We start from the raw sequence: 23,512 nt of genomic DNA, 5'->3' as shown, positions 1-23,512 counted from the left end.
GGCCGCGGCGTAGGTGTGCGACGCGGTGGCACCGGTGCCGGTCCCGCCGTCCCCGAACTCCCACGCGTAGGAGGCCACCCGGCCATCGGCGTCGGCCGAGGCCGACCCGTCCACCGACACCACCAGGCCCGCAGCACTGGAGGTGAACGACGCCGTGGGGGCGGAGTTGACGCCCCTGCCGACGGTGTGGTGCTGGCTCACCTGCCCGGCGGACAGCGCCCGCGGGTAGACCGCGACCTCGTCGATGCGGCCGGCGAACCAGTTGCTGCCGTTGCCACTCCACATCGTGTCGCCACCGACTCGCCAGTAGCCGTTGAACCGCTGACCACCGTTGCCGTCGGCGCGGCTGCCGATCAGGACGCCGTCCACGTACAGCGACAGCCCGTCGGGACCCACGGTGCCGACGACGTGGTGCCAGCGCCCGTCGTTGTAGGCGGCGGTGCTGCGCACGATGCGCTGGGCATCGAGGTAGACACCGAATCCGATTCGGCCGGCGGTGTCCATGAACACCTCGCGGTCGTGCCCGGTGCTGGTGCCGGTCGCGCGGTTTCCGAACCCGATGATCTTCCCCCCGGCCTTCGACGTGGTCTGGAACCACGCCTCGACCGAGAAGGTCTGCGGGCCGGGGACCGCGGTCGTGGTGGACAGGAACCCGGTCGAGGTGCCGTTGAAGGAGAACGCCTTCCCACCGTCGGCGATGGCGCCGGCCTGGTTGCGGGTGACGCCCGCGTTGATGGTCATGTCCTGCATCCCGACCCGGTCGTGGGCCGTCGAACCGGACGTCTCACCGAGCGACCAGTGCGCGGTGGCGCCGTCGGCGCCGACCCGGGTGCCGTAGGCCCCCGACGGGCTGCTGTTGGCGGCGCCCACGGTGGCGGTGGCCCAGGTGGAGGCCAGCTCGTTGCTGGCCGGGTCGCTGGCCACCACGAGGTAGCGGTGCGAGCCCGCGGGGGCGCCGGTGTCCGAGCAGGCGTAGGTGGGCAGGTTCCACCACTGCGACGGCCGGGTGACCTCGCAGACCGGGGCGGAGTCCTCGTCGTCCCGGTACACCCGGTAGGTGAGGTTCTCGTTGTCGCGGTCGTGCACGGCCTTCCACGACACGCGGACGGCGCCGGTGACCAGGCTGACGGTCGGGGCGAAGGTCCCGGTCGCGCGCGGTGCCACCTTGTTCGGCGCCAGGGCCGGGACGGCGAACCGGACCAGGCCCTGCTGCTCGCTGCCGTTCACGCCGGGGAACTCACCGCCGTAGACGACGTAGTCGTTGTTGCCGCTGACGCTCCAGCCGGCCTGGAACTGACCGGTGTAGCTGCCCGAGTAGAAGGTCGGGAACCAGGGCAGCACGGTGGGCGCGGGCTTGCCGGCGAAGTTGGCGTTGTTCATGGTCCGGGTGCCGACCGTCCCGGTCGCGGCCAGGGTGAGCGCGGTGGCGAACTGGTTCACCCGCGGGTTCTGCTCCGGGAAGCTCCCGATCTGATCGCAGTTGTGCGCGTGCGTGGCCTGGTACAGCACGCCGCGGGACACGAAGCTCGAGTAGGTGTCGCCGCGGCAGTCGTTGGCCCACACCAGCTGGCCGCCGTTCGCCGTGACCTTGAACGAGCCCTCGAGGTTCCCCTGGCTCTGGAAGTTGTACGCCGTGCCGTAGACGTGGGTGCCGTCGTTGGTGAGGCTGTAGACGGCCGAGCCGGTGCCCTGGTTGGTGAGCATCCGGCCGATCGCGAACGACCTGGTCGCCCCGCTGGTGGCGTCCAGCGCGCCGATGCCGACGGAGGCGACGCCGTTGAGGGTGCCGAAGCGCCCACCGACGACCACCTGGGTGCCGTTGTTGGTGACCGTGAGGGCCGTGACCGACGTGGCAGGCGACGTGACGTTACCCGGGCCGGGGACGGGCGCCCACGACACCAGGGCGCCATTGGAGGCGGCGACGGCGGCCAGGTTGCGGCGGGCCGTCGAGCCGACGGCGGTGAACCAGCCGCCGGCGTACACCCGGTTGGTGGTCGCCGCCAGGGTCGTGACCTGGCTGTTGAACGCGGGGCGGAAGTCGCTGACCAGCTGCCCGGTGGCCGTGCTGTACGCGGCGATGTGGGAGCGGGCCTGGCCGTCGGCCTGGGTGAAGTCGCCACCCACGTAGATGCGCGACCCGTCGGGCGAGGCGGTCACGACCAGCGCCTGGGCGTTGAGGCTGGGCGCGAAGGAGGGGATGAGCTCGCCGGTGCGGATGTCGTAGGCCAGCAGGTTGTTGCGCACCACCTCCTGCGTGCCGGGCGCGGCGCCGGCCGGGCGGGCCCGGTCGAAGCTGCCCGCCACGTAGACGGTGGTGCCGACGACGACCTGCGACCACGCGACACCGTTGATCTGCACGGTCGGCAGCGGGTCGGCGGTCACGGTCGCCGGGGTGGCCGGGTTGGCCGGGTCCAGTGGCGCGGTGTCGGCCGCCGCCGACGGCGGGGCGATCACCCCGACCCCCAGCAGGAGGCTGAGCAGGCCACCGATGAGGGACTTCCCCCAGGTGGCCAACAGTGAAGACATGCGATGTTCCCCCGCTCGTCGAAACAACGACAATCGCCGGTCTCCACGGACCAGCGGGCGAACACTAAGCGTGACGAGAAGGGGTCCGGCATCCCCTGATCCGGTGACGAAGGCCTGGTCGGCGCCGATCACCCTCCGTCGTTCATCACTCTGGGTGAGAGTTGGTGGGGCCGGAACGCGCGCAGGGCCCCGGCGGTCGCCGGGGCCCTGCGGGGTGGAGCTGGGGGTCGGGGAGCGTCAGCCGGCCGATCCGGTGAAGACCAGGAACGGGGCGTCGGCCCGATAGCCGACGGTGAGGGTCACCACGTCACGGGCGCCCTCGGGCACGGTGAAGACGTACACGCCCTCGGCGCTGTCCCCCGGTGCCAGGGTGCCGGTGAACGGCGCCCGCGAGGCGTCCTGCAGCGGCGGGGCCGGCGTGCCGTCCGCGCCGTGCGTGAGGTTGACGGCCACGAGGTCCAGCGCCAGGGGCTCGCTGGTCTCGTTGACCAGGCGCACGGTGGCGCGCAGCGCGGGGCCGGCGATGTTGCCCGGGCCCTGTGCGGTGCCGTCGATCGCGTCGAGCGACACCACCTGGGCGCGGACGCCGTCCTCGCCGGAGGCCTCCTGGTCGAAGGCGACGGCCGGGAGGGCGGGCGGCAGCTGGGAGGAGTCGCCGGTCGTCGGGGCCTGCTCCGGCGTCCCCTGCGCGGGCTGTTCCGGAGACGTCGCGGGCGGCGGCGCGGCGGAGCTGCTGGCGGGAGCCGACGTCGCCGCCCCGGCGGCCGCCACGTCCCCGCCTCCCCCGTCGCCCCCGCGCAGCGCCAGGCCGAGGACGACCACGGCCAGCATGACCAGCGCCGCCAGCGCGCCGCCGATCACCTCGCGCCGGCGCGACGGCACCGGCCGGCTGTCGTCAGGGGAACTCATCGCGGCAACCTGCCCATCTCTCGATACCACTTGACCGATCCGATCCCCAGGTGCGCCACCGTGGCGAGGAGCAGCACGCCGTACCCGGCCAGGAACGCCGTCGGCGCCCCGAGCAGCAGGAAGGCCAGGCAGAGCACCCCGTAGTCGGTCGGCAGGTTCACCAGCGACCGCCGCAGCCCCGGGCCGGCGCCGGAGGGCTGGGCGCGCGTCGCGACGCCGTGCTGGGCACGCAGCGCCTCGTTGAGCATCATCGCGAAGAAGAGGGCGCCGTCGGCGATGCAGTAGCCGATCGGGACGAGCAGCAGCGCGCCGTTCTCGACGACCTCGGACCGGGAGAGCCCGACCAGCACGGCGAGGTGGAGGCTCAGCAGCTTGACCGCGTCCACCATGTGGTCGAGCCACTCCCCCGCCGGGGAACCACCGCCGCGCAGGCGGGCCAGCTGCCCGTCCGCCGAGTCGAGCGCGTACCCGATCAGCAGGCAGGCCGTGACGGCGGCACCGGTCGCCCAGGACGGCGGGACGAGGGCGAGCAGCGCGATCCCGGTGGCGGTGAACGCGGCGCTGATGCCGGTGACCGCGTTCGGGGTGAGCCCGGCGTGGAAGGCCAGCGCGGCGAACACCCGGCCGAGCTTGCGGTTGACGAACCGGGAGTACGCGGGCGCGCCCGCGGCTCCCTTCTGCGCGGCCGACAGCCGGGCGACGGTTGCGCGCAGGCTCTCCCCCGCCGGGGAGGCCGGGCGTTCGGCGGTCGCGGTCACTGCTGGCCCGCCAGGAGGTCCTCGGCCGCCGGGGCGGCAGCCGGCCGGGGCAGCGTCGCGGCGCCGGCCGGTTGCGGACGGCTGACCGGCACGGGGAGGTCGGCGGCGGTCGCGCGGCGCCGCCCGGAGGGCCGGCGCCGGGGAAAGCGGCGGGCGGCCAGCGCGCGGGCCAGCTCCTCGTACCCGGCGGCGACCTCGTCCCAGTCGTAGCCGCGGGCCAGCTCGCGGGCCCGCTGGCCGGCGCGCGCCGTCCCCTCCGGGTCGGCCTCCACGGCCTCGACCTCGCGGGCGACGTCGGCAGGGGTGCGGAAGAAGCGGCCGGTGTCGCCGACGACCTCGCGGTTGAAGTCGACGTCGAAGGCGGTGACCGCAGCGCCGGCGCCGATGGCGCGCAGCAGCGAGGGGTTGGTGCCCCCCACCGAGTGACCGTGCAGGTAGGTGCAGCAGTTGGCGTAGAGCTGGTCGAGCAGCTCCTGGTCCCAGACCCCGCCGAGGAAGCGCACCCGGCCGTCGGCGAGCGCGTGCACGCGGCGGGTGTACTCGTCGGCGTACGGGGCGGACCCGACGACGACCAGCGGCTCGCGGGCGGCGCTGGCGGCGTAGCCCTCGACGATCACGTCGACGTGGTTCTCCGGCTCGAAGCGGGCGACCGCCAGGTGGTAGCCGCGCGGCTCGAGGCCGACCTCGGCGAGCCGGCCGCAGCCGGGCTCGATGAGCGGCGCCCCGTAGCTGAGCAGCGTGGTGGGGGCGGCGAAGGCGTCACGGTAGTAGTCGGCGATGCCCTGGGCGTCGGCGATGAGCGCGTCGGACCAGCGGACGGCGAGCGCCTCGGCCACCCGGTAGTAGCGGCGGCCGACCGGGCCCCACTTCGCGCGCTTCCACTCCAGCCCGTCCACGTGCGTGGCGACCGGGATCCGGGCGGCGCGCAGCGCCGGCAGGAGCGGGGAGTTGGCCGCGTTGAAGACGATCGCGGCGTCGGTGCGGTGGGTGAGCAGGTGCCGCACCGACAGGGCGGTGTGGCTCAGCGTCTCCAGCGAGCGCTTCCGCGCGGCGGGCAGGTGCACCAGCTCCATGCCCAGGTGCTCGGCCGGCGGGGCCTGCTCGGCGCCGGGGGTGGTCCGGCAGTAGACGACGACCCGGTGCCCGCGCTCGGCCAGGCGGCGGCCGACCTCCTCCACGGCGGTCTCGAAGCCCCCGTAGCGCGCGGGGACACCGCGCGTGCCCACGAGGGCGATGCTCAAGCGGTCCACGGGTTCTCCGTTCCTCGGCGTCCGAGCGAGGCGGCACGGCGTGCAGGACGCACTGGTGCCGTCGCTCCCAGTGAGGTTCGTCGGCTCGGGCCGCCGACGGGAGTGCAGAGCGGACGCCCTCACCCCCACGAGTCACCCGGGAGGAGGGCGGCGGCCTGCCTGCAGGGCCCCGCCGCGAGCGGGCGAGCGGTGGGCGGGCAGGGCGGCCTCCCTGCAGGGCCCCGCCGCGAGCGGGCGAGCGGTGGGCGGGCTGGGCGGCCTCCCTGCAGGGCCCCGCCGCGAGCGGGCGAGCGGTGGGGGGCAGGGAGGTCCTTCTAGTAGGCGCCGGAACGGCTGAGGACGGCGCGCAACGTCTTGGCGAGGATGAGCAGGTCCATCGCCAGGGACCAGTTCTCGACGTAGCGGAGGTCCAGGCGGACGGCCTCCTCCCACGGGAGGTCGCTGCGGCCGGACACCTGCCACAGGCCGGTCAGGCCGGGCTTCACCAGGAGCCGGCGGTGCACCGAGGTGTCGTAGCGGGCCACCTCGCCGGGCAGCGGCGGGCGCGGGCCGACCAGGGACATGGAACCGCCCAGGACGTTGAACAGCTGGGGCAGCTCGTCGAGCGACAGCCGGCGCAGCAGCCGGCCCACCGGGGTGACGCGCGGGTCGACCCGCATCTTGAACAGCAGGCCGTCGGAGATGTTCTCCGCCCGCAGCGCGTCCACCTGGCGGTCGGCGTCGACGACCATGCTGCGGAACTTGAGCATGGTGAACGACCGGCCGTTCACGCCCACCCGCTCCTGGCGGTAGAGGACCGGACCGGGGCTGGTCAGCTTGATCGCGACGGCGATGGCGAGCAGCACCGGGGCGATGAGGACCACCGCGCACGCGGCGGCGACACGGTCCAGGCCGCCCTTGACCACCCGGCGCCAGCCCTCGAACCGCGGCTGCTCGACCGAGAGCAGCGGCAGCCCCTCCAGCGGCCGGATGTGCAGGCGCGGCCCGGCGACCTCGATCAGCCCCGGGGCGACGAGCAGCTCGATGCCGGTGCCCTCGAGCTGCCACGACAGCTGCCGGAGGTACTGGGCGGCGGTCTCGCTGGCCGAGGTGACCGCGATGGTGTCCGCGCCGAGCCGGCCGGCGAGGGCGACGACCTCGTCCAGCCCGCCGACGGGGACGCCGGAGGTCTCGGCCACGCGGGCCCGGTCGTCGGGGGTGACGCAGGCGGCGACGACGTCCATGCCGGCGAACTGCTCCCGCCGCACCTGGCCCACGAGGTCGAGGACGGCGGACCCGCGGCCGACGACGACCACGCGCTTGGTGCACCGGCCGCGGGCGCGCAGGCTGCGCAGGGTGCCGCGCGCGGCCCAGCGGCCCAGGAGGGTGGCCAGGGTGAGCGCCGGGACGGCGACGACGACCAGCGCCCGGCTGAGGTCGAGGGCTGCGGCGTAGGACACGAAGCCCGCGACGGCGAGGAGCACGAAGCCGGCCTTGCCGACGGCGCGGTACTCGTCACTGCCGGTGCCGAACACCCGCTCCGAGTGCGCGCCGGTGGCCTGCAGGAGCACCGGCCAGGCGACGACGAGGGCGAGCGCGGCCCAGAACATCGACGTCGCGGGCGAGAAGGCACCCGCGTGCGTGGCGAGGACCGCTCCGCCGGCCACCGCGGCGGCGACGACCTCGAAGACCGTCAGCGCGAGGGAGTACCGGTCCGCCCAGGCCGGGGCCCCGGCGCGTGGCCGGATCCGTGGCGCGGCATCGACGGCCGCCGGCCGCGACGCCGTCCCGAGACGGATCCTGGAGTGGTCGAGCAGCACGGTTCCCCCCGAGCACGCGTGACGGTGTGTAGCCGACGGTCACGCGTGCGGGGGAAGGACTGCCCGTGTCACCAGGACTTCTCCCCCGTCGCGACGCTCGGCGACCTGGCCACCATCACAGGGCGTCACGGGGAGGTCAATGCGGAGCGTGACCATTCACCCGATCGGGAGCACGCACGGTGACCGCGTCACCGGATGGGGTGCCGGGGTCAGCTGCGGGGGTGGACGACGTTCTGCGCCGCCTCGAGGCCGCGGACCAGGAGCTCCTCGGTCGCGTCGGCCGCCTCGGCGAGGAGCAGGTCGAGCTCCTTGCGCTCGGTGGTGGAGAAGTCCTTGAGGACGAAGTCGGCGGGGTCCTGCCGGCCGGGCGGGCGGCCGATGCCGACGCGCACCCGCAGGTAGTCCTTGGTGCCGGTGGACCGGGTGATCGACCGCAGCCCGTTGTGCCCGCCCTCGCCGCCGCCGCGCTTGAGCCGCACGCTGGCGAAGGGGATGTCGAGCTCGTCGTGCAGCACCACGAGGTCGGTGGCCGGGATGGAGTGGTAGTCCAGCAGGCCACGGACGGGGCCACCGGACTCGTTCATGTAGCTGGTCGGACGGGCCAGCACGACGCGGCGGCCGGCCAGGCGACCCTCGCCGATCAGCGTCCGCGCCCGCTTGCCCTTGCCCGGGGAGAGCTTCACCCCGGCGCGGGCGGCGAGCTCGTCGAGCACCATCGCGCCGACGTTGTGCCGGTTGCCGGCATAGGAGGGGCCGGGGTTGCCCAGCCCGACGACGAGGAAGGGCCCCTCGGACGGAGACGCCCCGGGGGCGCCGGCGGTGCCGGCGCCCCCGGGGTCCCCGGACGCGGTGCTCAGGGCTGGACGCCGGTGTTCTCGCCGGCGTCGGCCGGGACGGCGCCCTCGATCTCGGAGGTGGCCTCCTCGACCGGCGCCGCGGACTCCTCGCGCTCGATGCCGGCCTCGGCCTCGGCGGACTCGAGCTCGGCCTCGAGGGCCTCAGCGGAGGGCGCACCGAGGAAGCCGATGACGAGCGCCTCCGCGTCGGTCACGAGGGTCACGCCAGCGGGCAGCACCAGGTCGCCCGCGGTGATGTTCTGCCCGGCCGTGTGCCCGGTGACGTCGACCTCGATCGTCTCGGGCAGGTTCGTGGCATCCGCCTCGAGGGAGACGGTGTTCAGCTGGTGGTTGGTGATCGCGTCGACCCCGGGCTCACCGACGACGACGATCGGGACGTCGACGGTGGTCCGCTCGCCGCGGTTGACCAGCAGCAGGTCGACGTGCTCGTGGACGCGGGTCAGCGGGTCGCGCTGGACGGACTTGGTGAGGGCCAGCTGCTCCTTGCCGTCGAGGACCACGGTGAGCAGGGCGTTGGTGCCGCCGTTGCGCAGCGCCGCGGCGAACTCGCGGGCCGGCAGGGACAGGTGCACGACGTCCTGGCCGTGCCCGTAGAGGACGGCGGGGATGCGGCCGGCCCGGCGGGTGCGGCGGGCGCTGCCCTTGCCGAACTCGGTGCGGGCCTCGGCGACGAGGCGGAAGTCAGCCACGGTGGTGTGCTCCTCGGGAGGTGGATCAGGTCTGGAGCCGGCACACGGCGCGGCACACCTCGCAGGGCACACGCACGTCGATCACGGAGTACGGCGGACCGTCTCCCTCGCCGGGCAACTCGCCCAGGGTACCCCAGCTCCCGAGCCCGCCGTCCCGGGCCACCGACCTCGCCGTGTGGTCGCCGGAGCCGCGGTACAGCGCGGGTCCGGCGGCCACACCGCGGCTCTCGTCGCCGCGTCGCCGTCCGGCTCAGCACAGCAGGGGGACGGCACCTGGCCGCGGTGCGGTCCGGAGGACCGCGATGTGCTCAGCTGGCGCCGTCGAAGAGGCTCGTCACCGAGCCGTCCTCGAAGACCTCCTTGATCGCCCGGGCCAGCAGCGGGGCGATGGAGAGCACGGTCAGCTTGTCGAACTGGCGGGCCGGCTCGATGGGCAGCGTGTTGGTCACGATGACCTCGCTGACCCGGCTGTTCTTCAGCCGGTCGACCGCGGGCCCGGACAGGACGCCGTGGGTCGCGGTGACGATGACGTCGGCCGCACCGGCGTCGAACAGCGTCTCGGCGGCCTTCACGATGGTGCCGCCGGTGTCGATCATGTCGTCGACCAGGATGCAGACGCGGCCCTCGACCTCACCGACGACGCGGTTGGCGACGACCTCGTTGGGGCGCATCGGGTCGCGGGTCTTGTGGATGAAGGCCAGCGGGACGCCGCCGAGCTTGTCGGTCCAGCGCTCGGCGACCCGCACGCGGCCGGAGTCCGGTGAGACGACGGTGATGTCCCGGTCGCCCCACCGGTCGCAGACGTGCGACACCAGCAGGTCGAGGGCGAACAGGTGGTCGACCGGGCCGTCGAAGAAGCCCTGGATCTGCGCCGTGTGCAGGTCGACGGTCATCAGCCGGTCGGCGCCGGCGGTCTTGAACATGTCGGCGACCAGGCGGGCGGAGATGGGCTCGCGTCCGCGGTGCTTCTTGTCCTGACGGGCGTAGGGGAAGAAGGGGGCGACCACGGTGATCCGCTTGGCCGACGCCCGCTTGAGGGCGTCCACCATGATCAGCTGCTCCATGAGCCAGGTGTTGATCGGCGCCGTGTGGCTCTGCACCACGAAGGCGTCACAGCCACGTACCGACTCCTCGAAGCGGACGAACAGCTCGCCGTTGGCGAACTCGTAGGCCGCCGTGGGCGTCGGGGTCACCCCGAGGTGCCCGGCGATCTCGTCGGTCAGTTCCGGATAGGCCCGGCCGGAGAACAGCATCAGGCTCTTGCTCGGTGTCTGCCGGATGGCGCTCATCGGCTCTGCTACCCCTGGTGATCGTCGAAGTTCGTCGCCGTTCGCCGCGCTACTCGGACCCCGTCGTCCCAGTGTCGGGCGCTGACCCGGCCCCTGCATCCCCGGCCGCCTCGGCGGCCTTCGCCGCGGCCGTCCCCGGACGCCGCCGCTGCACCCAGCCTCCCACATTCCGCTGGCGGCCCCGCGCGACGGCCATCGCCCCCGGCGGGACGTCCTGGGTGATCACCGACCCGGCCGCGGTGTAGGCGCCGTCGCCCACGGTGACCGGCGCCACGAGCATCGTGTCGGAGCCGATGCGGACGTGGTCGCCGACGGTGGTGTGGTGCTTGGCGACGCCGTCGTAGTTGACGAACACGGTCGCCGCCCCGATGTTCGCGCCGCGCCCGATGGTGGCGTCGCCCACGTAGGACAGGTGCGGCACCTTGGAGTCCTCGCCCACCGTGACGTTCTTGGTCTCGACGAACGCCCCGACCTTCGCCCCCGCGGCCAGCCGCGTACCCGGCCGCAGGTAGCTGAACGGCCCGACCGTGGCCTCCGGGCCGACGACCGCCCCGAGGACGTGCGAGCGCACGACGCTGGCGCCCTCCCCCACCGCGGTGTCCCGCAGCGTGGTGTCCGGGCCGACGACCGCCCCGGTCGCGACCGTCGTCGCGCCCTGCAGCTGCACGCCCGGCTCGAGCACCGCGTCGGCCTCGACGGTGACGGTGACGTCGACCCAGGTGGTCGCCGGGTCGACGACGGTGACGCCGGAGCGCATCAGCTCGTCGAGCAACCGGTCGTTGAGGGTGCGCCGGCGGGCGGCGAGCTCGCGGCGGTCGTTGCAGCCGAGGACGTCGACCGGGTCCTCGGCGGGGGCCCCGCCGACGCGGGCGCCCTCGGCGACGAGCAGCCCCAGGACGTCGGTGAGGTACTGCTCACCCTGGTCGTTGTCCTCTCCCAGCCCGGCGAGGGTCCGGCGGAGGGCCGCGGCGTCGCCCACGTAGACGCCGGCGTTGATCTCCCGGATCGCGCGCTGCTCCTCGGTGGCGTCGCGCTCCTCCACGATCGCGGTCACCGCGCCGTCGGCGTCCCGCACGATCCGGCCGAGGCCGGTGGGCTCGTCGACCACGGCGGTGAGGACGGTCAGCACGTTGCCCGCGGCGCGGTGCTCGTCGACCAGCGCGGCGACCGTCTCCGGCCGCAGCAGCGGCGCGTCGCCGTTGACGATGAGCACCGGGCCGTCGACCTCCGGGACGGCGTCCAGCGCGACGGCGGCGGCGTGCCCGGACCCCCGCTGCTCGGCCTGGAACACCGGGCGCGCGTCGGGCGCGACCGCGGCCAGGTGCTCCTCGACCTGCTCCCGGCCGGCGCCGACGACCACGACGGTGTGCCCGGCCGACAGCGGCTCGGCCGCGGCCAGCACGTGCCCCAGCATGCTGCGCCCGCAGAGGGTGTGCAGCACCTTGGGGGTGGCGGACTTCATCCGGGTGCCCTGGCCGGCGGCGAGGACGACGACGGCGGCGACGGTCGGGGCGGGTGGAACGGTCACGGGTCTCCTCGTGCCTCGGGCTCGGGGCGGCGTTGCTGGGGGACTCGGACTCGAACCGAGACTTCCCGGCTCCAAAGGCCGGCGGGCTGCCGATTACCCCATCCCCCACTGCGGGCGTCACCGGTGCCACGGCGGCGCGGACACCGGTCGGCGTCCCCCAGGAGCCTAGGGTGCCTCCTCCGGACGGGCACCGGCCGCCCGCACGCCGACGCCCACCCGACCGGGCGACACTCAGCCCACCAGCCGGGCCCCGGGCACCGGGCCGTGCACGGCGCGCACGGTGCGGTAGACGCCCTCACCGGCCAGGACGGCGGCCAGCCGCACCGCGGCCTCCTCGTCCTCGCTGAGCGCGGCGATCGTCGGCCCCGACCCGCTGACGATCGCCCCCGCCGCGCCGGCGTCGGTGGCCGCCCGCAGGGCCCGCCGCAGCTCCGGCCGCATCGACAGCGCGGCCGGCTGCAGGTCGTTGGCGAGCGCGGCGGCCAGCGTCGTCACCGGCCCGCTGCGCAGGGCCGAGATGACCGGCTCCACCGGGTCGAGGACCTCGCCGTCCGGCACCCGCCCCTCGGCGCGCAGCCGGTCGAGCTCGGCGTAGACGGCGGGGGTCGACAACCCCTCGCCGGCGATCCCGAGCACCCAGTCCCAGCGCTGCCGGGCCAGCACCGGGGAGAGCTGCTCCCCGTGCCCCGAGCCGAGCGCCACCCCGCCGTGCAGGCTGAACGGCACGTCGCTGCCCAGCTGGGCGGCGAGCGTGGCGAGCTCCCCGCGGGTGGCGTGCGTGCCCCACAGCGCGTCGAGGGCGACCAGCGCCGCCGCGGCATCCGCGCTGCCCCCGGCGAGCCCGGCGGCGGCCGGGATCGACTTGTCGATCGCGATGGTGGCGTCGGCGGGCACCCCGGCGCGCTCGGCCAGCAGCTCGGCGGCGCGCCACACGAGGTTGCGGCGGTCGGTCGGTACCGCGTCGGCCCCGGCCGTCCCCTCCCCGGTCACGGTCACGGTCAGCCCGTTCCCGGGCCGCACCGTCACCGTGTCGAACAGCGAGACGGCGAGGTAGACGGTGCGCAGCTCGTGGAAGCCGTCGAGGCGCAGCGGGCCCACCCCGAGGTGCACGTTGACCTTCGCCGGCGCTCGCGCGACGACGGCGCCACCGCCGGCCAGCCGGCTCGGACCGCCCGGTGAGGACCAGCTCATGCCGGCTCCCCCGGGTCGGTCGCGGCCAGCCGGGCGAAGTCGGTGACCGACAGCTGCTCGCCGCGGGTCGCCGGGTCGATGCCCGCCGCGCGCAGCCGGGCCTCGGCGGCCGCGGGGCTCCCGGCCCAGCGCGCCAGCGCCGCGCGCAGCCCCTTGCGGCGCATGCCGAAGGCGGCGTCGACGACGGCGAAGGTCGCGGCCCGGTCCCCCGGTGGGGGTGGCCGGCGCACCAGGGAGACCAGCCCTGAGTCGACGTTGGGCTCCGGCCAGAACACCCGGCGGCCGACGTTGCCCGCGCGGCGCACGTCGCCGTACCAGGCTGCCTTGACCGACGGCACACCGTAGGCGGCCGTCCCCGGGCCGGCCGCCAGCCGCTCGGCGACCTCGGCCTGCACGAGCACGAGGGCGCGGCGCAGCGTGGGCAGCAGGTCCAGGAGGTGCAGCAGGACGGGCACCGCCACGTTGTACGGCAGGTTGGCCACCAGCGCCGTGGGAGGCGGGCCGGGCAGCTCGCTCACCCGCAGCGCGTCGGCCTCGACGACGGTCAGCCGGTCGGCCAGCGCGGGCAACCGCTCGGCCACCGTCCGGGGCAGCCGGGCGGCCAGGCGCGGGTCGATCTCCACCGCGGTCACGTGCGCGGCCACCGGGAGCAGCCCGAGGGTCAGCGACCCGAGCCCCGGCCCGACCTCCAGGACGACGTCCTCGGGGGTGAGCTCGGCGGTGCGGACGATCCGCCGGATGGTGTTGGCGTCGTGCAGGAAGTTCTGCCCGAGCGTCTTGGTGGGACGCAGGTCGAGCTGCTGGGCCAGGTCGCGGATCGCGGCCGGGCCCAGCAGCCCGTCGGTGTCGTCGGGAGTGCTCAGCGGAGGCCGAGCTTGCGGGTGCAGGCCGGCCAGGCGCCCCAGCCCTGCGAGGCCTGGACGCGCTCACCGACGGCGATCTGCTCCTCCCGGCTGGCCTCGTGCGGCATGCCGGTGCCGCCGTTGGCCCGCCACGTGCTGAGCGAGAACTGCAGGCCGCCGTAGTAGCCGTTGCCGGTGTTGATGGCCCAGTTGCCACCCGCCTCGCACTTGGCGAGCTGGTCCCAGACACTGCCGCCGGCGACCGCCGGCGCGGCGGGGCGCTCCTTGGTCCCGACCGTGACCAACTCGTCGACCGGTTCCCGGGTCACGGTCGTGGCCAGCTGCTCGCGGGCGGTCTCGACGCCGTCGGTGACGGTGACACGGAAGGTCGTGGCCTGCTCGCCGTCCACGCCCGGCCGGGTGACGGTGCGGTCGTCCTCGTAGGCCTCGGCGTCCTCGGTCTCGACCGTCCCGTGCGGGATGGCCGCGGTCTCGGTGACCTCGGCGACCTGGACGCGGAAGACCTGCACGCGCATCCGGTCCAGCAGCGCCTGGTCGGGGTAGACGCTGGTGCGGTCGGTCTCGGCGAGGGTGACGCCCTGCTCGGCGAGGAGGTCGCCGGCGGTCGCCGCGGTGGTGGTCACCACCCGCTGCTGGCCGTCGACGACGAGCGTGACGTCCTTGGGCGTGGTGATCTCCAGCGCCATGCCGTCGAGCGGGAGGCGCTCGCTGCGGCTGGCGGAGACCTGGAGGTCCTCGGCGCGGTAGCCGAGCTGGTCGAGCGCCTGGTCGACCGACAGCGCGGTCACGTAGACCTCGCTCTGGACGCCGTCCACGGTCAGCTGCAGGGGCCGGGCCCGGTTGACGACGACGGTGTCGCCGTCGGCCACGGTCGCCCCGGCGTCGGGGAGGACGACGTCGTGCGCCTGGGTCTGCAGCCCCTCCTCCTCCAGCACCTCACCGACGGTGTCGGCGTAGGTGCTGACCTCGCGCGCCTGCCCGTCGACGGTCAGCGTCAGGGACTTCTGGGCGGCGTAGAAGGCCAGGGACCCGCCCACCAGTCCGAGCAGGACGAGGGCGGAGAGGACGAGCTTCAGCGATCGGGGCACGACACTTCCAGGGGTCACGGAACCCGGGCAGAGGGCCGTCCCGCACCCCGGACGGCCGCCCACCAGGAGGGGAGCTCCCGGTCGGTCCGACGCCGCCCGGGTCGGTCCCCACCCCGGCTGGTCACGACACGATAACGACTGGTGCCCGTCTGCGACGGGGCGAGAGCAGTCAAGCAGAGCGTCGACCTGACGACATGTGGGCACGCCGACACGCACGGTCAGCGACGTGCCGCGTGAGGCGGGTGTGACGGCTGCGCCGCGCGAGGCGCCTGCGGTGAGCAACGCCACAGTGTGGTGCCCCCCTCCCCGGGGCAGCGAGCGGCGCCCGCTCGGGCCGGGGACGGCACGTGGCTGCGGGGTCGACCGGTCGCGGGGCCCGCAGCGGCCCCGACCGGGACACGGGCGAGGGCTCGGCGCGGCCGGGGGACGGTGCGCAGCCGCGGTGTCGGCCGGGGGCCGACCTCGTCACCCCCTCAGCCGGTGAGGGCGCGGTCCCGGGAGCGCACCGGCCGCAGCCAGGTGATCAGGAAGACGGCGACCGCGAGTCCCGCGGCGAGCCCGGCGAAGCCACCCGCGACGAGCGCCACCGGGAGCAGGTCGACGCCCTCGGTGACCCGGTCGCCCAGGTCGATGCCGGCGGCCAGGAGCAGCGTGCCGAGCGGCAGCAGGGCCAGCACGCTGGCCGCGGCGGTGACCAGGTGCGCGGTCCAGGTGCGCAGCGCCTCGTCGACCGGGACGTCGGCGCCCTCGGCCGGCAGCGGGCGGACGATCGTCCGCAGCAGCGCCACCTCGGCCAGGAGCCAGGTCAGCAGCGGGACGACCAGCGCCACCCAGCCCACGGAGGCGGGCAGGCTGTCCTGCCGCCACATCAGCACCGTGGCGAGCACCTCGGCGGCGACCACCAGCCGCATCGTCCAGACCAGCGCCGGGGAGATCTGCTCGGAGCGCCGCGGTCGCCGCGCCGGGGAGCTGACCCGCCAGCGGGGCCGCGGGCGGGTCACCTCGGCGAGCACGACGCCGACGAGCAGGCCGATGACCAGCGCCGGCGCCCACAGGAAGACCGACGCCTCGGCGAACAGCACGATGCTCACGCCGACGCCGACGAGGCCGAGCAGCCAGCCCAGGGCGCGGACGCGGCGGCCGTGCTGGGCCTGGCGTTGCAGGGTCGCGGCCCCCTCCGGCGTGGGTGTGGCGAAGTCGACGGCGGCGCCGGCGACGGCGCGACGGCCGGCGGCCAGCGCCCAGGCACGGGCGAGCAGGACCCCGGGGACCAGCACGGCGATGAACAGCACGACGGCGATGAGGCGGCCCACGCCATCAGTGTCCACGCTTCTCCCGGGAGGGGGAGGGCGGTGCTCACGGCGCTCAGCGGCCGGCGGGCGGGTCCTCCTCCCACCGGCCGAACACGCGCTCGGCGGTGGTGGTCAGCGCGGTGCACAACCGCGGCAGGTCCACCCCGGTGACCTCGGCCAGCGCGCGGACGGTCAGGGGCACCAGCCGCGAGGCGTTGGGCCGGCCACGGTGCGGCATCGGGGTGAGGAACGGGGAGTCGGTCTCCACCAGCAGCTGGTCGAGCGGGGTGAGCGCCGCCGCCTCGCGCAGGTAGCCGGCGTTGCCGAAGGTGAGCGTGCCGGCGAAGGAGAGCACGTAGCCCCGCCGCACGCAGGCCTCGGCGAAGGCGGCGTCACCGGAGAAGCAGTGGAAGACGGTGCGCTCCGGGGCGCCCTCGTCCTCGAGCACGCGGAGGATCTCCTCGTGCGCGTCGCGGTCGTGGATGACCAGGGCGACGTCGCGCTCCTTGGCGATCCGGATGTGCGCCCGGAACGACGCCTCCTGCGCCGCCCAGCCCTCCGGCCCGGTGCGGAAGCGGTCCAGCCCGGTCTCCCCCACGGCGCGCACCCGCGGCAGCGCCGCCAGCCGGTCGATCTCGGCCAGGGCCTCCTCGGTCGCCGCGCCCGCGCCAGCCTCGTTCGGGTGGACGGCCACGGCCGCGAGCACGTTGGGGTGGCGCGCGGCGAGCTCGGCCGACCACCGCGAGGAGCCGACGTCCACACCGACCTGCACCAACCGGGGGATGCCGACCGCGGCGGCCGCCGCGATCTCGGCGTCCACCTGCTCCACGGTGGCCCACTCGCCGTGCCCGTCGGCCGGCCGCTCGCCCAGGACGATGTCGAGGTGGGTGTGGCTGTCGACCGCCGGTGCGGGCAGCGGCTCCGGGGACGGCGGCGGCTCGCCGCGCCGGTTGGCGCGGGCGCTGGCCGACCGGCTCACCGCGCCGTCCCGCCGGTGCCGCGCGCCGACCGGCTCACTCGTCGCCCTCGAGCCGCCGCAGCTCGTCGGCGACGATCGAGTCGTCGAGCTTCGTGAACACCGGGGTGGGCGGCGACAGCGGCGTGCCCGGCTGCAGCGGCCGGGAGGCCCACACCGCCTGTGCCGACGCGTAGTCGCCGGTGATGACCGGGTAGGGCGAGCCGTCGTCGAGGTCGGTGACCTCCTCGATCCGCGGGGCCGGCGACCAGACGCCGGTGCCGCCGAGCAGCTCGTGGACCTTCTGCGCGGAGTGCGGGAGGAACGGGGTGAGCAGCGCGTTGCAGTCGCTGACCGCCTGCAGCGCGGTGTGCAGCACGGTGTCCCGGCGGGCCGGGTCCTCCTTGAGCTTCCACGGGGCCTGGTCGGACAGGTACTTGTTCGTCTCACCGACCACCCGCATCGCCTCGGTGGCGGCCGCCTTCTGCCGGTTGCGGGACAGCAGCTCGCCGATCGGCCCGAAGGCCCCCGTCGTGGCGGCCAGCAGCGCGCGGTCGGCGTCGGTCAGCTCGCCCGGCGTCGGGACGGCGCCGACGTTCTTCGCCGCCATGGAAACCGTGCGGTTGACCAGGTTGCCCCAGCCGGCGACCAGCTCGTCGTTGTTGCGGCGCAGGAACTCCGACCAGGTGAAGTCGGTGTCCTGGGTCTCCGGGCCGGCCACGGCGATGAAGTAGCGCAGCGCGTCGGCGTCGTAGCGGGCCAGGAAGTCGCGCACGTAGATGACGACCTGGCGCGAGGAGGAGAACTTGCGCCCCTCCATGGTGAGGAACTCGCTGGAGACCACCTCGGTGGGGAGGTTGAGCCGGCCCAGCGAGCCCGGCGTCCCGCCCTTGTCGCCCTCACCGTCGTAGCCGAGCAGCTGGGCGGGCCAGATCTCGGCGTGGAAGACGATGTTGTCCTTGCCCATGAAGTAGTAGGCGTCGGAGTCCGGCGTCTGCCACCACTGCCGCCACGCGTCGCCGTCCCCGGACCGGCGGGCCCACTCGATCGACGCGGACAGGTAGCCGACGACGGCGTCGAACCACACGTAGATGCGCTTGTCCGGGCGGTCGCGCCACCCGTCGAGCGGCACCGGCACACCCCAGTCGATGTCGCGGGTGTAGCTGCGCGGCTTGAGGTCGGTCAGCAGGTTCTTCGCGAAGTTGAGGACGTTGGGCCGCCACCCCCTGCGGGAGTCCAGCCAGTCGCCGAGCGCCCGGGTGAACGCCGGCAGGTCGAGGAAGTAGTGCTCCTCCTCGACGAACCTGGGCGTCTCGCCATTGATCCGGCTCACCGGGTTGATCAGGTCGATCGGGTCGAGCTGGTTGCCGCAGTTGTCGCACTGGTCGCCGCGGGCGCCGTCGTAGCCGCAGATCGGGCAGGTGCCCTCGATGTAGCGGTCGGGCAGGGTGCGCCCCGTCGACGGGCTGATCGCGCCGAGGGTCGTCTTCGGGAAGACGTACCCGTTCTTCAGCAGCCCGAGGAAGATCTCCTGGCTGATCGCGGCGTGGTTGGCCGTCGTCGTGCGCGTGAACAGGTCGTAGGAGAGCCCGAGCGACTGCAGGTCGCCGACGATGACCCGGTTGTTCCGGTCGGCGATCTCCCGCGGGGACACGCCCTCGGCGTCGGCGGCCACGGTGATCGGCGTCCCGTGCTCGTCGGTGCCGCTGACCATCAGCACCCGGTCGCCGACCATCCGGTGGTAGCGGCTGAAGACGTCCGACGGGACGCCGAACCCGGAGACGTGGCCGATGTGCCGCGGGCCGTTGGCGTAGGGCCAGGCCACGGCGGTCAGGATGTGCCGATCACTCACACTCCAACAGTACGGAGCGCCGTCCAGCCGGTTCAGGGCTGGCTGGTCCCCGCCGTCGTGGAGCTGCCGGTCGCCGCCTGCGGCGTCGGGGTCGCGAGGGCGATCGTAACCAGCGCCAGGCCGATGACGCCCAGGGTGGCCGCGCGCAGGGCCGGGGGGCCCGGCGCCGGCTCCGGCTGCCGTGCCCGGGCGCGGGGCCCGGCGGCTGCCCAGGCCACCGCCGTGGGGGCGCCGGCGAGCAGCAGCTTGCCCACCGGGACGCCGAGGGCCAGCAGCGCCAGGGCCGGGCCCGGGAGGGACGCGGGCAGCCCGTCGAGCAGCGGGGTCCCCAGGCTCAGCCCCAGCAGGACGGCGACCAGGCCGACCTCGGTGACCGCCACCCCCGTGTAGAGACGCCGGCCCGAGCCGTCGGCGAGCAGCACGCCGCCGCCGGCGCACAGCACCACCCAGACCGCCAGGAGCAGCAGGACCGTGGCGACGACGAGGCCGGCGGGCCGCAGCGGGGACAGCAGCAGCCCGTCGAGGCCGGTGAGGGCACCGGCGACCAGCCCCACGGCTTCGAGCCCGGCCACCGCGGCGGCGACGACGACGGTCAGCGGCGGGCGGCGCCGGTCGGGCACCCCCGGCACGACGGGGGTGCGGGGGTCGAGGACGGTGGTGCTCGCCACGGGGCTGCTCTCCCTGGCCGGGGACGACGGTCACCGGTCGGGTCGGCGTGCGCCGCGGCCCGCTGTACGCCCGCGGGGAGGGGCCTCACCCCTCCGAGGGGGTCAGCGTCGGGCGATGTTGTCGGCCGCCGACAGCCGCTCCCCGGTGGCCATCCGGCTGCGGCGGCGGCCGTAGACGAAGTACATGCCGATGCCGAGCGCCATCCAGACGAGGAAGCGCAGCCAGGTGTCGGTGGGCAGGTTGGACATGAGCCACAGCGAGGCCAGCGCCGAGACGATCGGCAGGACGGGGACCCACGGCACCCGGAAGGAACGGTGCAGGTCCGGACGGGTGCGTCGCAGCACCCAGACCCCGATCGAGACGAGGAAGAAGGCGAAGAGTGTGCCGATGTTCACCAGCTCCGCGAGTGCGGTGAGCGGGACGAACCCGGCGAGCAGCGCGACCACGACCCCGGTGGCGATGGTGATGCGGTAGGGGGTGCCGTACCGCGGGTGGACCTTCGCCAGCCCGGGCGGGAGCAGGTGGTCACGGCTCATCGCGAACAGCACCCGCGACTGCCCCAGCATGAGGATCATCACCACGGAGGTGAGCCCCGCGAGCGCGCCCAGGGAGATGATCCCGGAGAAGACCGGCAGCCCCTCGGCCGCGAACGCCTCGGCCAGCGGCGCATCGGCGGACAACTCCGAGTAGTTCTGCATCCCCACGACCACCAGCGAGACCGCCACGTAGAGCAGGGTGCAGATGGCCAGCGAGCCGAGGATCCCGCGCGGCATGTCGCGCCTGGGGTCACGGGTCTCCTCCGCCGCGGTGGCCACGATGTCGAAGCCGATGAACGCGAAGAACACGATGGCGGCGCCGGCGAGCACCCCGCCCCAGCCGAACGTGCCGGGGCTGAACCCGGTGAGGACGGAGATCAGCGGCGTGTGCAGCCAGCCCTCCTCCCCCGCGGCCGCCGGCTGGGCCGGCGGGACGAACGGCGAGTAGTTCTCGGCCTTGGTGTAGAAGAACCCGACCACGATCACCAGCAGGACGACCGCGAGCTTGATCGCCACGATGACGGTGGTGACCCGGGACGACAGCTTGATCCCGAGGATCAGGACGCCGGTCATCAGCAGGACGATGAGGATCGCCGGGATGTTGACCGTCGCCGTCTCGCCCGCGATCGACGACGGCAGGGGCGTGCCGATGTCGCCGAGCAGCTGGTTGAGGTAGCCCGACCAGCCGACCGCCACCGTGGCCGCCCCCAGTGCCAGTTCGAGGACGAGGTCCCAGCCGATGACCCACGCGATGAACTCGCCGAAGGTGGCGTACGAGAACGTGTAGGCCGATCCGGCCACCGGCACGGTCGAGGCGAACTCGGCGTAGCAGATCGCGGCCAGGCCACAGACCACGCCGGCGATCACGAAGGAGATGGCGACCGCCGGCCCGGCCTGGTCGCGGGCGACCAGGCCCGTGAGGACGAAGATGCCGGTGCCGATGATGACCCCGACGCCGAAGACGGTGAGGTCCAGGCCCGAGAGGTTCTTCTTGAGCCGGTGTTCCGGCTCGTCGGTGTCGCGGATGGAGTCCTCGACGGACTTGACCCGGCGCGTGTTCACGGCCACGGCGGCTCCTCCCGGCCGGCCGGGGTGCCCCCGGCGCTGCTCACGCAGGCGAGCGTCGCACGGGGCGGGCCGGACCGCATGCCTACGCTGACGTGCGCAGCAGGACCGCGCGAAGGAGTGCAGATGACCGGCACGGAGATCCCCCGCAGCACACCGAGCGGGCCGCTGCCGGAACGCCCGACGGTCCGCCCGCGCCCGGCCGGCCCGCCGCGCACGACGCCGTCCCGGCCCGACGGCGTGGGGCCGGTCGTGGACTGCGCCGTGTACGTCGACGGCCGACGGCAGGCCCCGGTCGACCCGCACGACGCGCTCCGGGCGGCGAACGAGCAGGGCGGCTTCGTCTGGCTCGGGCTCTACGCCCCGACCGAGGACGAGCTGAGCGCGATCGCCGAGCGGTACCGGCTGCACCCGCTGGCGGTGGAGGACGCCGTCTACGCCCACCAGCGGCCCAAGCTCGAGCGCTACGACGACGCCCTGTTCATGGTGTTCACGACCGCGACGTACGTGGAGCACGACCGGCTGACCGCGACCAGCGAGGTGGTCGACACCGGCGAGGTCATGGTCTTCCTCGGCCGGGACTACGTGATCACCGTCCGGCACGGCGAGCACGGCGGGCTGACCTCGCTGCGCCGCAGCCTGGAGGAGCAACCCGACCTGCTGTGCCTCGGGCCCTCCGCCGTCCTCTACGCGGTGGCCGACCACGTCGTGGACGACTTCGTCGACGTCACCGGCCTGGTGGAGGAGGACGTCGACGAGCTGGAGGCGTCGGTGTTCAGCGACCGGCGCACCGACGACATCGGCCGGCTCTACCAGCTCAAGCGGGAGCTGATGTCGCTGCGGCGGGCGGTCTCCCCGCTGGAGGTGCCGCTGCAGAAGCTGGCGGAACGGCAGCTCGACGTGGTGCCGAGCGCGATGCGCTCCTACTTCCGCGACGTCGAGGACCACGCCATCCGGGTGCGCGACCAGGTCGCCGGCCTCGACGAGCTGCTGACCTCGATCCTGCAGGCGTCGCTGGCCCGCACCTCCCAGGCCGACAACGAGGACATGCGGAAGATCTCCGCGTGGGCCGGCATCATCGCCGTCCCCACCGCGATCGCCGGCATCTACGGGATGAACTTCGAGTTCATGCCGGAGCTGCACTGGCGGTACGGCTACCCGCTGGTGCTGCTGGTGATCGCGACCGTCTGCGTGCTGCTCTACCGCGGCTTCAAGCGCAACGGCTGGCTCTGAGCCCGGGGGCGCGACCCGGGCCCGGGCCCGTTGTGCGCTGCCCCCGTCGGTATCGGAAGCGATGCCCTGGTCCTGGGAGCCCGGACGCACGTAGAGCTTCCGATACCGCCTCCGCGACGGGCTCTGTCAACAAGCGGCGCGGGTGTCCACGGATCGGCACGATCACCTGTGTCGGCCTCCAGACCCGTCGAGGGTCCTCCTCGTGGGATGGCGTCACGTCGTCGCGACCGTGCTGCACGAGCTGGGTGGACTCGCGACCCGTCAGGAGCTGCTGGCACGGATTCCCGTCGAGGCACTGGACAACGAGGTCCGGCGACGGCGGCTGGCCCGCGTCTTCCCCCACGTCTACCGGGGCGCTGCGGAGCCGGAGAACGACGACCTCGTGCTCCGCGCGGCCTTGCGCCACGCCGGAGCGGGTGCCGCCCTCAGCCACACGACAGCGCTCGCGGTGTGGGGTCTGCTGCCGCTGCAGCGACCGCTCCACCTGACCGTCGACGAGTCTGTCCGCAGAGCCGGTGCTCCGGACCTGATCGTGCACCGACGCCTGCGCTTCCAGGCGGAACCGCCGCAGTGCCTCGTCCGGCACGGCCTCCTGCTCACCACCGTCCCACGGTCGGTCGTCGACGGATGGCCGTTGTTGCAGTTCGAGCAGCGGCGTCCGCTCCTGCTCGAAGCCGTCCGGCGCAGGATGACCACCGCTCCCCTGCTCCGCGAGGCTGCGGCTGAGCGGCCAAACCTCGGCGGTCACCGGTTGCTCGGTCAGGCCATCGACCTCGCGGACGACGGCTGTGAGAGCGAACTGGAGGCACTCGGCGTCCTCGACGTCTTCCGCCACCGGTCCCTGCCGCGCAGTGTCGGGCAGTACCGCATCGCCCTGCCGACAGGTGGGATCCGCCTCGACCGCGCATGGCCGGAGGTCAAGCTCGCCGTGGAACTGGACGGCGCCCGGCACCACACCTCACCGGAGGACCGACGCGAGGACCTGGCTCGCGACACCGCCCTGGCTGCGATGGGGTGGGTCGTCCTCCGGTTCACGTATGCCGACGTCCGTCGCGACCCGGAGGCTGTCCGCCGGCGGGTCCTGGAGGTCTACGCGACGCGCGTCGCCCAGCTGCGGGTGAGCTGATCCGCCCCTGAGCCGGACAGGCGCCCTTCGCCGCACC

Annotated in this window: 19 protein-coding genes and 1 tRNA gene; 2 read left to right on the top strand and 18 right to left on the bottom strand. The window is 74.2% G+C overall.

Annotated features, from left to right (window positions below):
- From ACI79I_RS23455 to ACI79I_RS23370, 18 genes are all read right to left on the bottom strand, one after another.
- Positions 1 to 2,526 (bottom strand): LamG-like jellyroll fold domain-containing protein (locus ACI79I_RS23455; RefSeq protein ID WP_456994820.1); only part of this gene is annotated, 2,526 nt, incomplete at its 3' end.
- 237 nt (positions 2,527 to 2,763) lie between these two features.
- The gene (locus tag ACI79I_RS23450) at positions 2,764 to 3,435 is read right to left on the bottom strand and encodes a hypothetical protein (protein ID WP_456994818.1); all 672 of its coding nucleotides are present in this window, start codon (positions 3,433 to 3,435) and stop codon (positions 2,764 to 2,766) included.
- Positions 3,432 to 4,193: a CDP-alcohol phosphatidyltransferase family protein gene (locus tag ACI79I_RS23445; RefSeq protein ID WP_456994816.1), complete on the bottom strand. Its 762-nt coding sequence runs from the start codon at positions 4,191 to 4,193 to the stop codon at positions 3,432 to 3,434. Before ACI79I_RS23445 ends, ACI79I_RS23450 begins: the two co-directional genes overlap by 4 nt.
- Positions 4,190 to 5,443, bottom strand: coding sequence for a DUF1972 domain-containing protein (locus ACI79I_RS23440; protein ID WP_456994814.1), 1,254 nt, complete (start codon positions 5,441 to 5,443; stop codon positions 4,190 to 4,192). The genes ACI79I_RS23445 and ACI79I_RS23440 overlap by 4 nt, the downstream gene beginning before the upstream one ends.
- A 314-nt stretch (positions 5,444 to 5,757) precedes the next feature.
- Positions 5,758 to 7,242 (bottom strand): sugar transferase, encoded by a 1,485-nt coding sequence (locus ACI79I_RS23435; RefSeq protein WP_456994812.1) that lies wholly within the window; start codon positions 7,240 to 7,242, stop codon positions 5,758 to 5,760.
- A 209-nt stretch (positions 7,243 to 7,451) separates the two neighbouring features.
- Positions 7,452 to 8,009, bottom strand: coding sequence for an aminoacyl-tRNA hydrolase (pth, locus tag ACI79I_RS23430; RefSeq protein ID WP_456994824.1), 558 nt, complete (start codon positions 8,007 to 8,009; stop codon positions 7,452 to 7,454).
- An 86-nt stretch (positions 8,010 to 8,095) separates the two neighbouring features.
- Positions 8,096 to 8,788, bottom strand: coding sequence for a 50S ribosomal protein L25/general stress protein Ctc (locus tag ACI79I_RS23425; protein ID WP_456994810.1), 693 nt, complete (start codon positions 8,786 to 8,788; stop codon positions 8,096 to 8,098).
- A gap of 308 nt (positions 8,789 to 9,096) precedes the next feature.
- Positions 9,097 to 10,077: a ribose-phosphate diphosphokinase gene (locus tag ACI79I_RS23420; protein WP_456994808.1), complete on the bottom strand. Its 981-nt coding sequence runs from the start codon at positions 10,075 to 10,077 to the stop codon at positions 9,097 to 9,099.
- A 49-nt stretch (positions 10,078 to 10,126) separates the two neighbouring features.
- Positions 10,127 to 11,605, bottom strand: coding sequence for a bifunctional UDP-N-acetylglucosamine diphosphorylase/glucosamine-1-phosphate N-acetyltransferase GlmU (gene glmU / locus ACI79I_RS23415; protein ID WP_456994806.1), 1,479 nt, complete (start codon positions 11,603 to 11,605; stop codon positions 10,127 to 10,129).
- A 35-nt stretch (positions 11,606 to 11,640) separates the two neighbouring features.
- Positions 11,641 to 11,713, bottom strand: a tRNA-Gln gene (locus tag ACI79I_RS23410).
- A 123-nt stretch (positions 11,714 to 11,836) separates the two neighbouring features.
- Complete coding sequence (locus ACI79I_RS23405) at positions 11,837 to 12,796, bottom strand: 4-(cytidine 5'-diphospho)-2-C-methyl-D-erythritol kinase (protein ID WP_456994804.1); 960 nt, start codon at positions 12,794 to 12,796, stop codon at positions 11,837 to 11,839.
- A complete protein-coding gene (rsmA, locus tag ACI79I_RS23400; protein ID WP_456994822.1) occupies positions 12,793 to 13,587 on the bottom strand; it encodes a 16S rRNA (adenine(1518)-N(6)/adenine(1519)-N(6))-dimethyltransferase RsmA in 795 nt (264 codons plus the stop codon). Before rsmA ends, ACI79I_RS23405 begins: the two co-directional genes overlap by 4 nt.
- A gap of 68 nt (positions 13,588 to 13,655) precedes the next feature.
- The gene (locus ACI79I_RS23395) at positions 13,656 to 14,747 is read right to left on the bottom strand and encodes a ubiquitin-like domain-containing protein (RefSeq protein ID WP_456994802.1); all 1,092 of its coding nucleotides are present in this window, start codon (positions 14,745 to 14,747) and stop codon (positions 13,656 to 13,658) included.
- Positions 14,748 to 15,220: 473 nt separating this feature from the next.
- Positions 15,221 to 16,060 (bottom strand): hypothetical protein, encoded by an 840-nt coding sequence (locus ACI79I_RS23390; protein WP_456994800.1) that lies wholly within the window; start codon positions 16,058 to 16,060, stop codon positions 15,221 to 15,223.
- A gap of 52 nt (positions 16,061 to 16,112) precedes the next feature.
- Positions 16,113 to 17,018 (bottom strand): TatD family hydrolase, encoded by a 906-nt coding sequence (locus ACI79I_RS23385; protein ID WP_456994798.1) that lies wholly within the window; start codon positions 17,016 to 17,018, stop codon positions 16,113 to 16,115.
- A gap of 34 nt (positions 17,019 to 17,052) precedes the next feature.
- Complete coding sequence (metG, locus tag ACI79I_RS23380) at positions 17,053 to 18,846, bottom strand: methionine--tRNA ligase (RefSeq protein WP_456994796.1); 1,794 nt, start codon at positions 18,844 to 18,846, stop codon at positions 17,053 to 17,055.
- 32 nt (positions 18,847 to 18,878) lie between these two features.
- Complete coding sequence (locus ACI79I_RS23375) at positions 18,879 to 19,514, bottom strand: hypothetical protein (protein WP_456994794.1); 636 nt, start codon at positions 19,512 to 19,514, stop codon at positions 18,879 to 18,881.
- Between the two features lie 102 nt (positions 19,515 to 19,616).
- The gene (locus ACI79I_RS23370) at positions 19,617 to 21,119 is read right to left on the bottom strand and encodes an amino acid permease (protein WP_456994792.1); all 1,503 of its coding nucleotides are present in this window, start codon (positions 21,117 to 21,119) and stop codon (positions 19,617 to 19,619) included.
- A gap of 123 nt (positions 21,120 to 21,242) precedes the next feature.
- Between ACI79I_RS23370 and corA the strand changes: the two genes are divergently transcribed.
- Both corA and ACI79I_RS23360 read left to right on the top strand, forming a co-directional pair.
- Positions 21,243 to 22,349, top strand: coding sequence for a magnesium/cobalt transporter CorA (gene corA / locus ACI79I_RS23365; protein WP_456994790.1), 1,107 nt, complete (start codon positions 21,243 to 21,245; stop codon positions 22,347 to 22,349).
- 202 nt (positions 22,350 to 22,551) lie between these two features.
- On the top strand, positions 22,552 to 23,475 hold the full coding sequence (locus ACI79I_RS23360; protein ID WP_456994788.1) for a DUF559 domain-containing protein: 924 nt from the start codon (positions 22,552 to 22,554) through the stop codon (positions 23,473 to 23,475).
- Positions 23,476 to 23,512 lie beyond the last annotated feature (37 nt).

This window comes from Geodermatophilus sp. SYSU D01105 (genome assembly GCF_054050095.1).
This window is presented reverse-complemented; position numbering and strand designations above follow the sequence as displayed.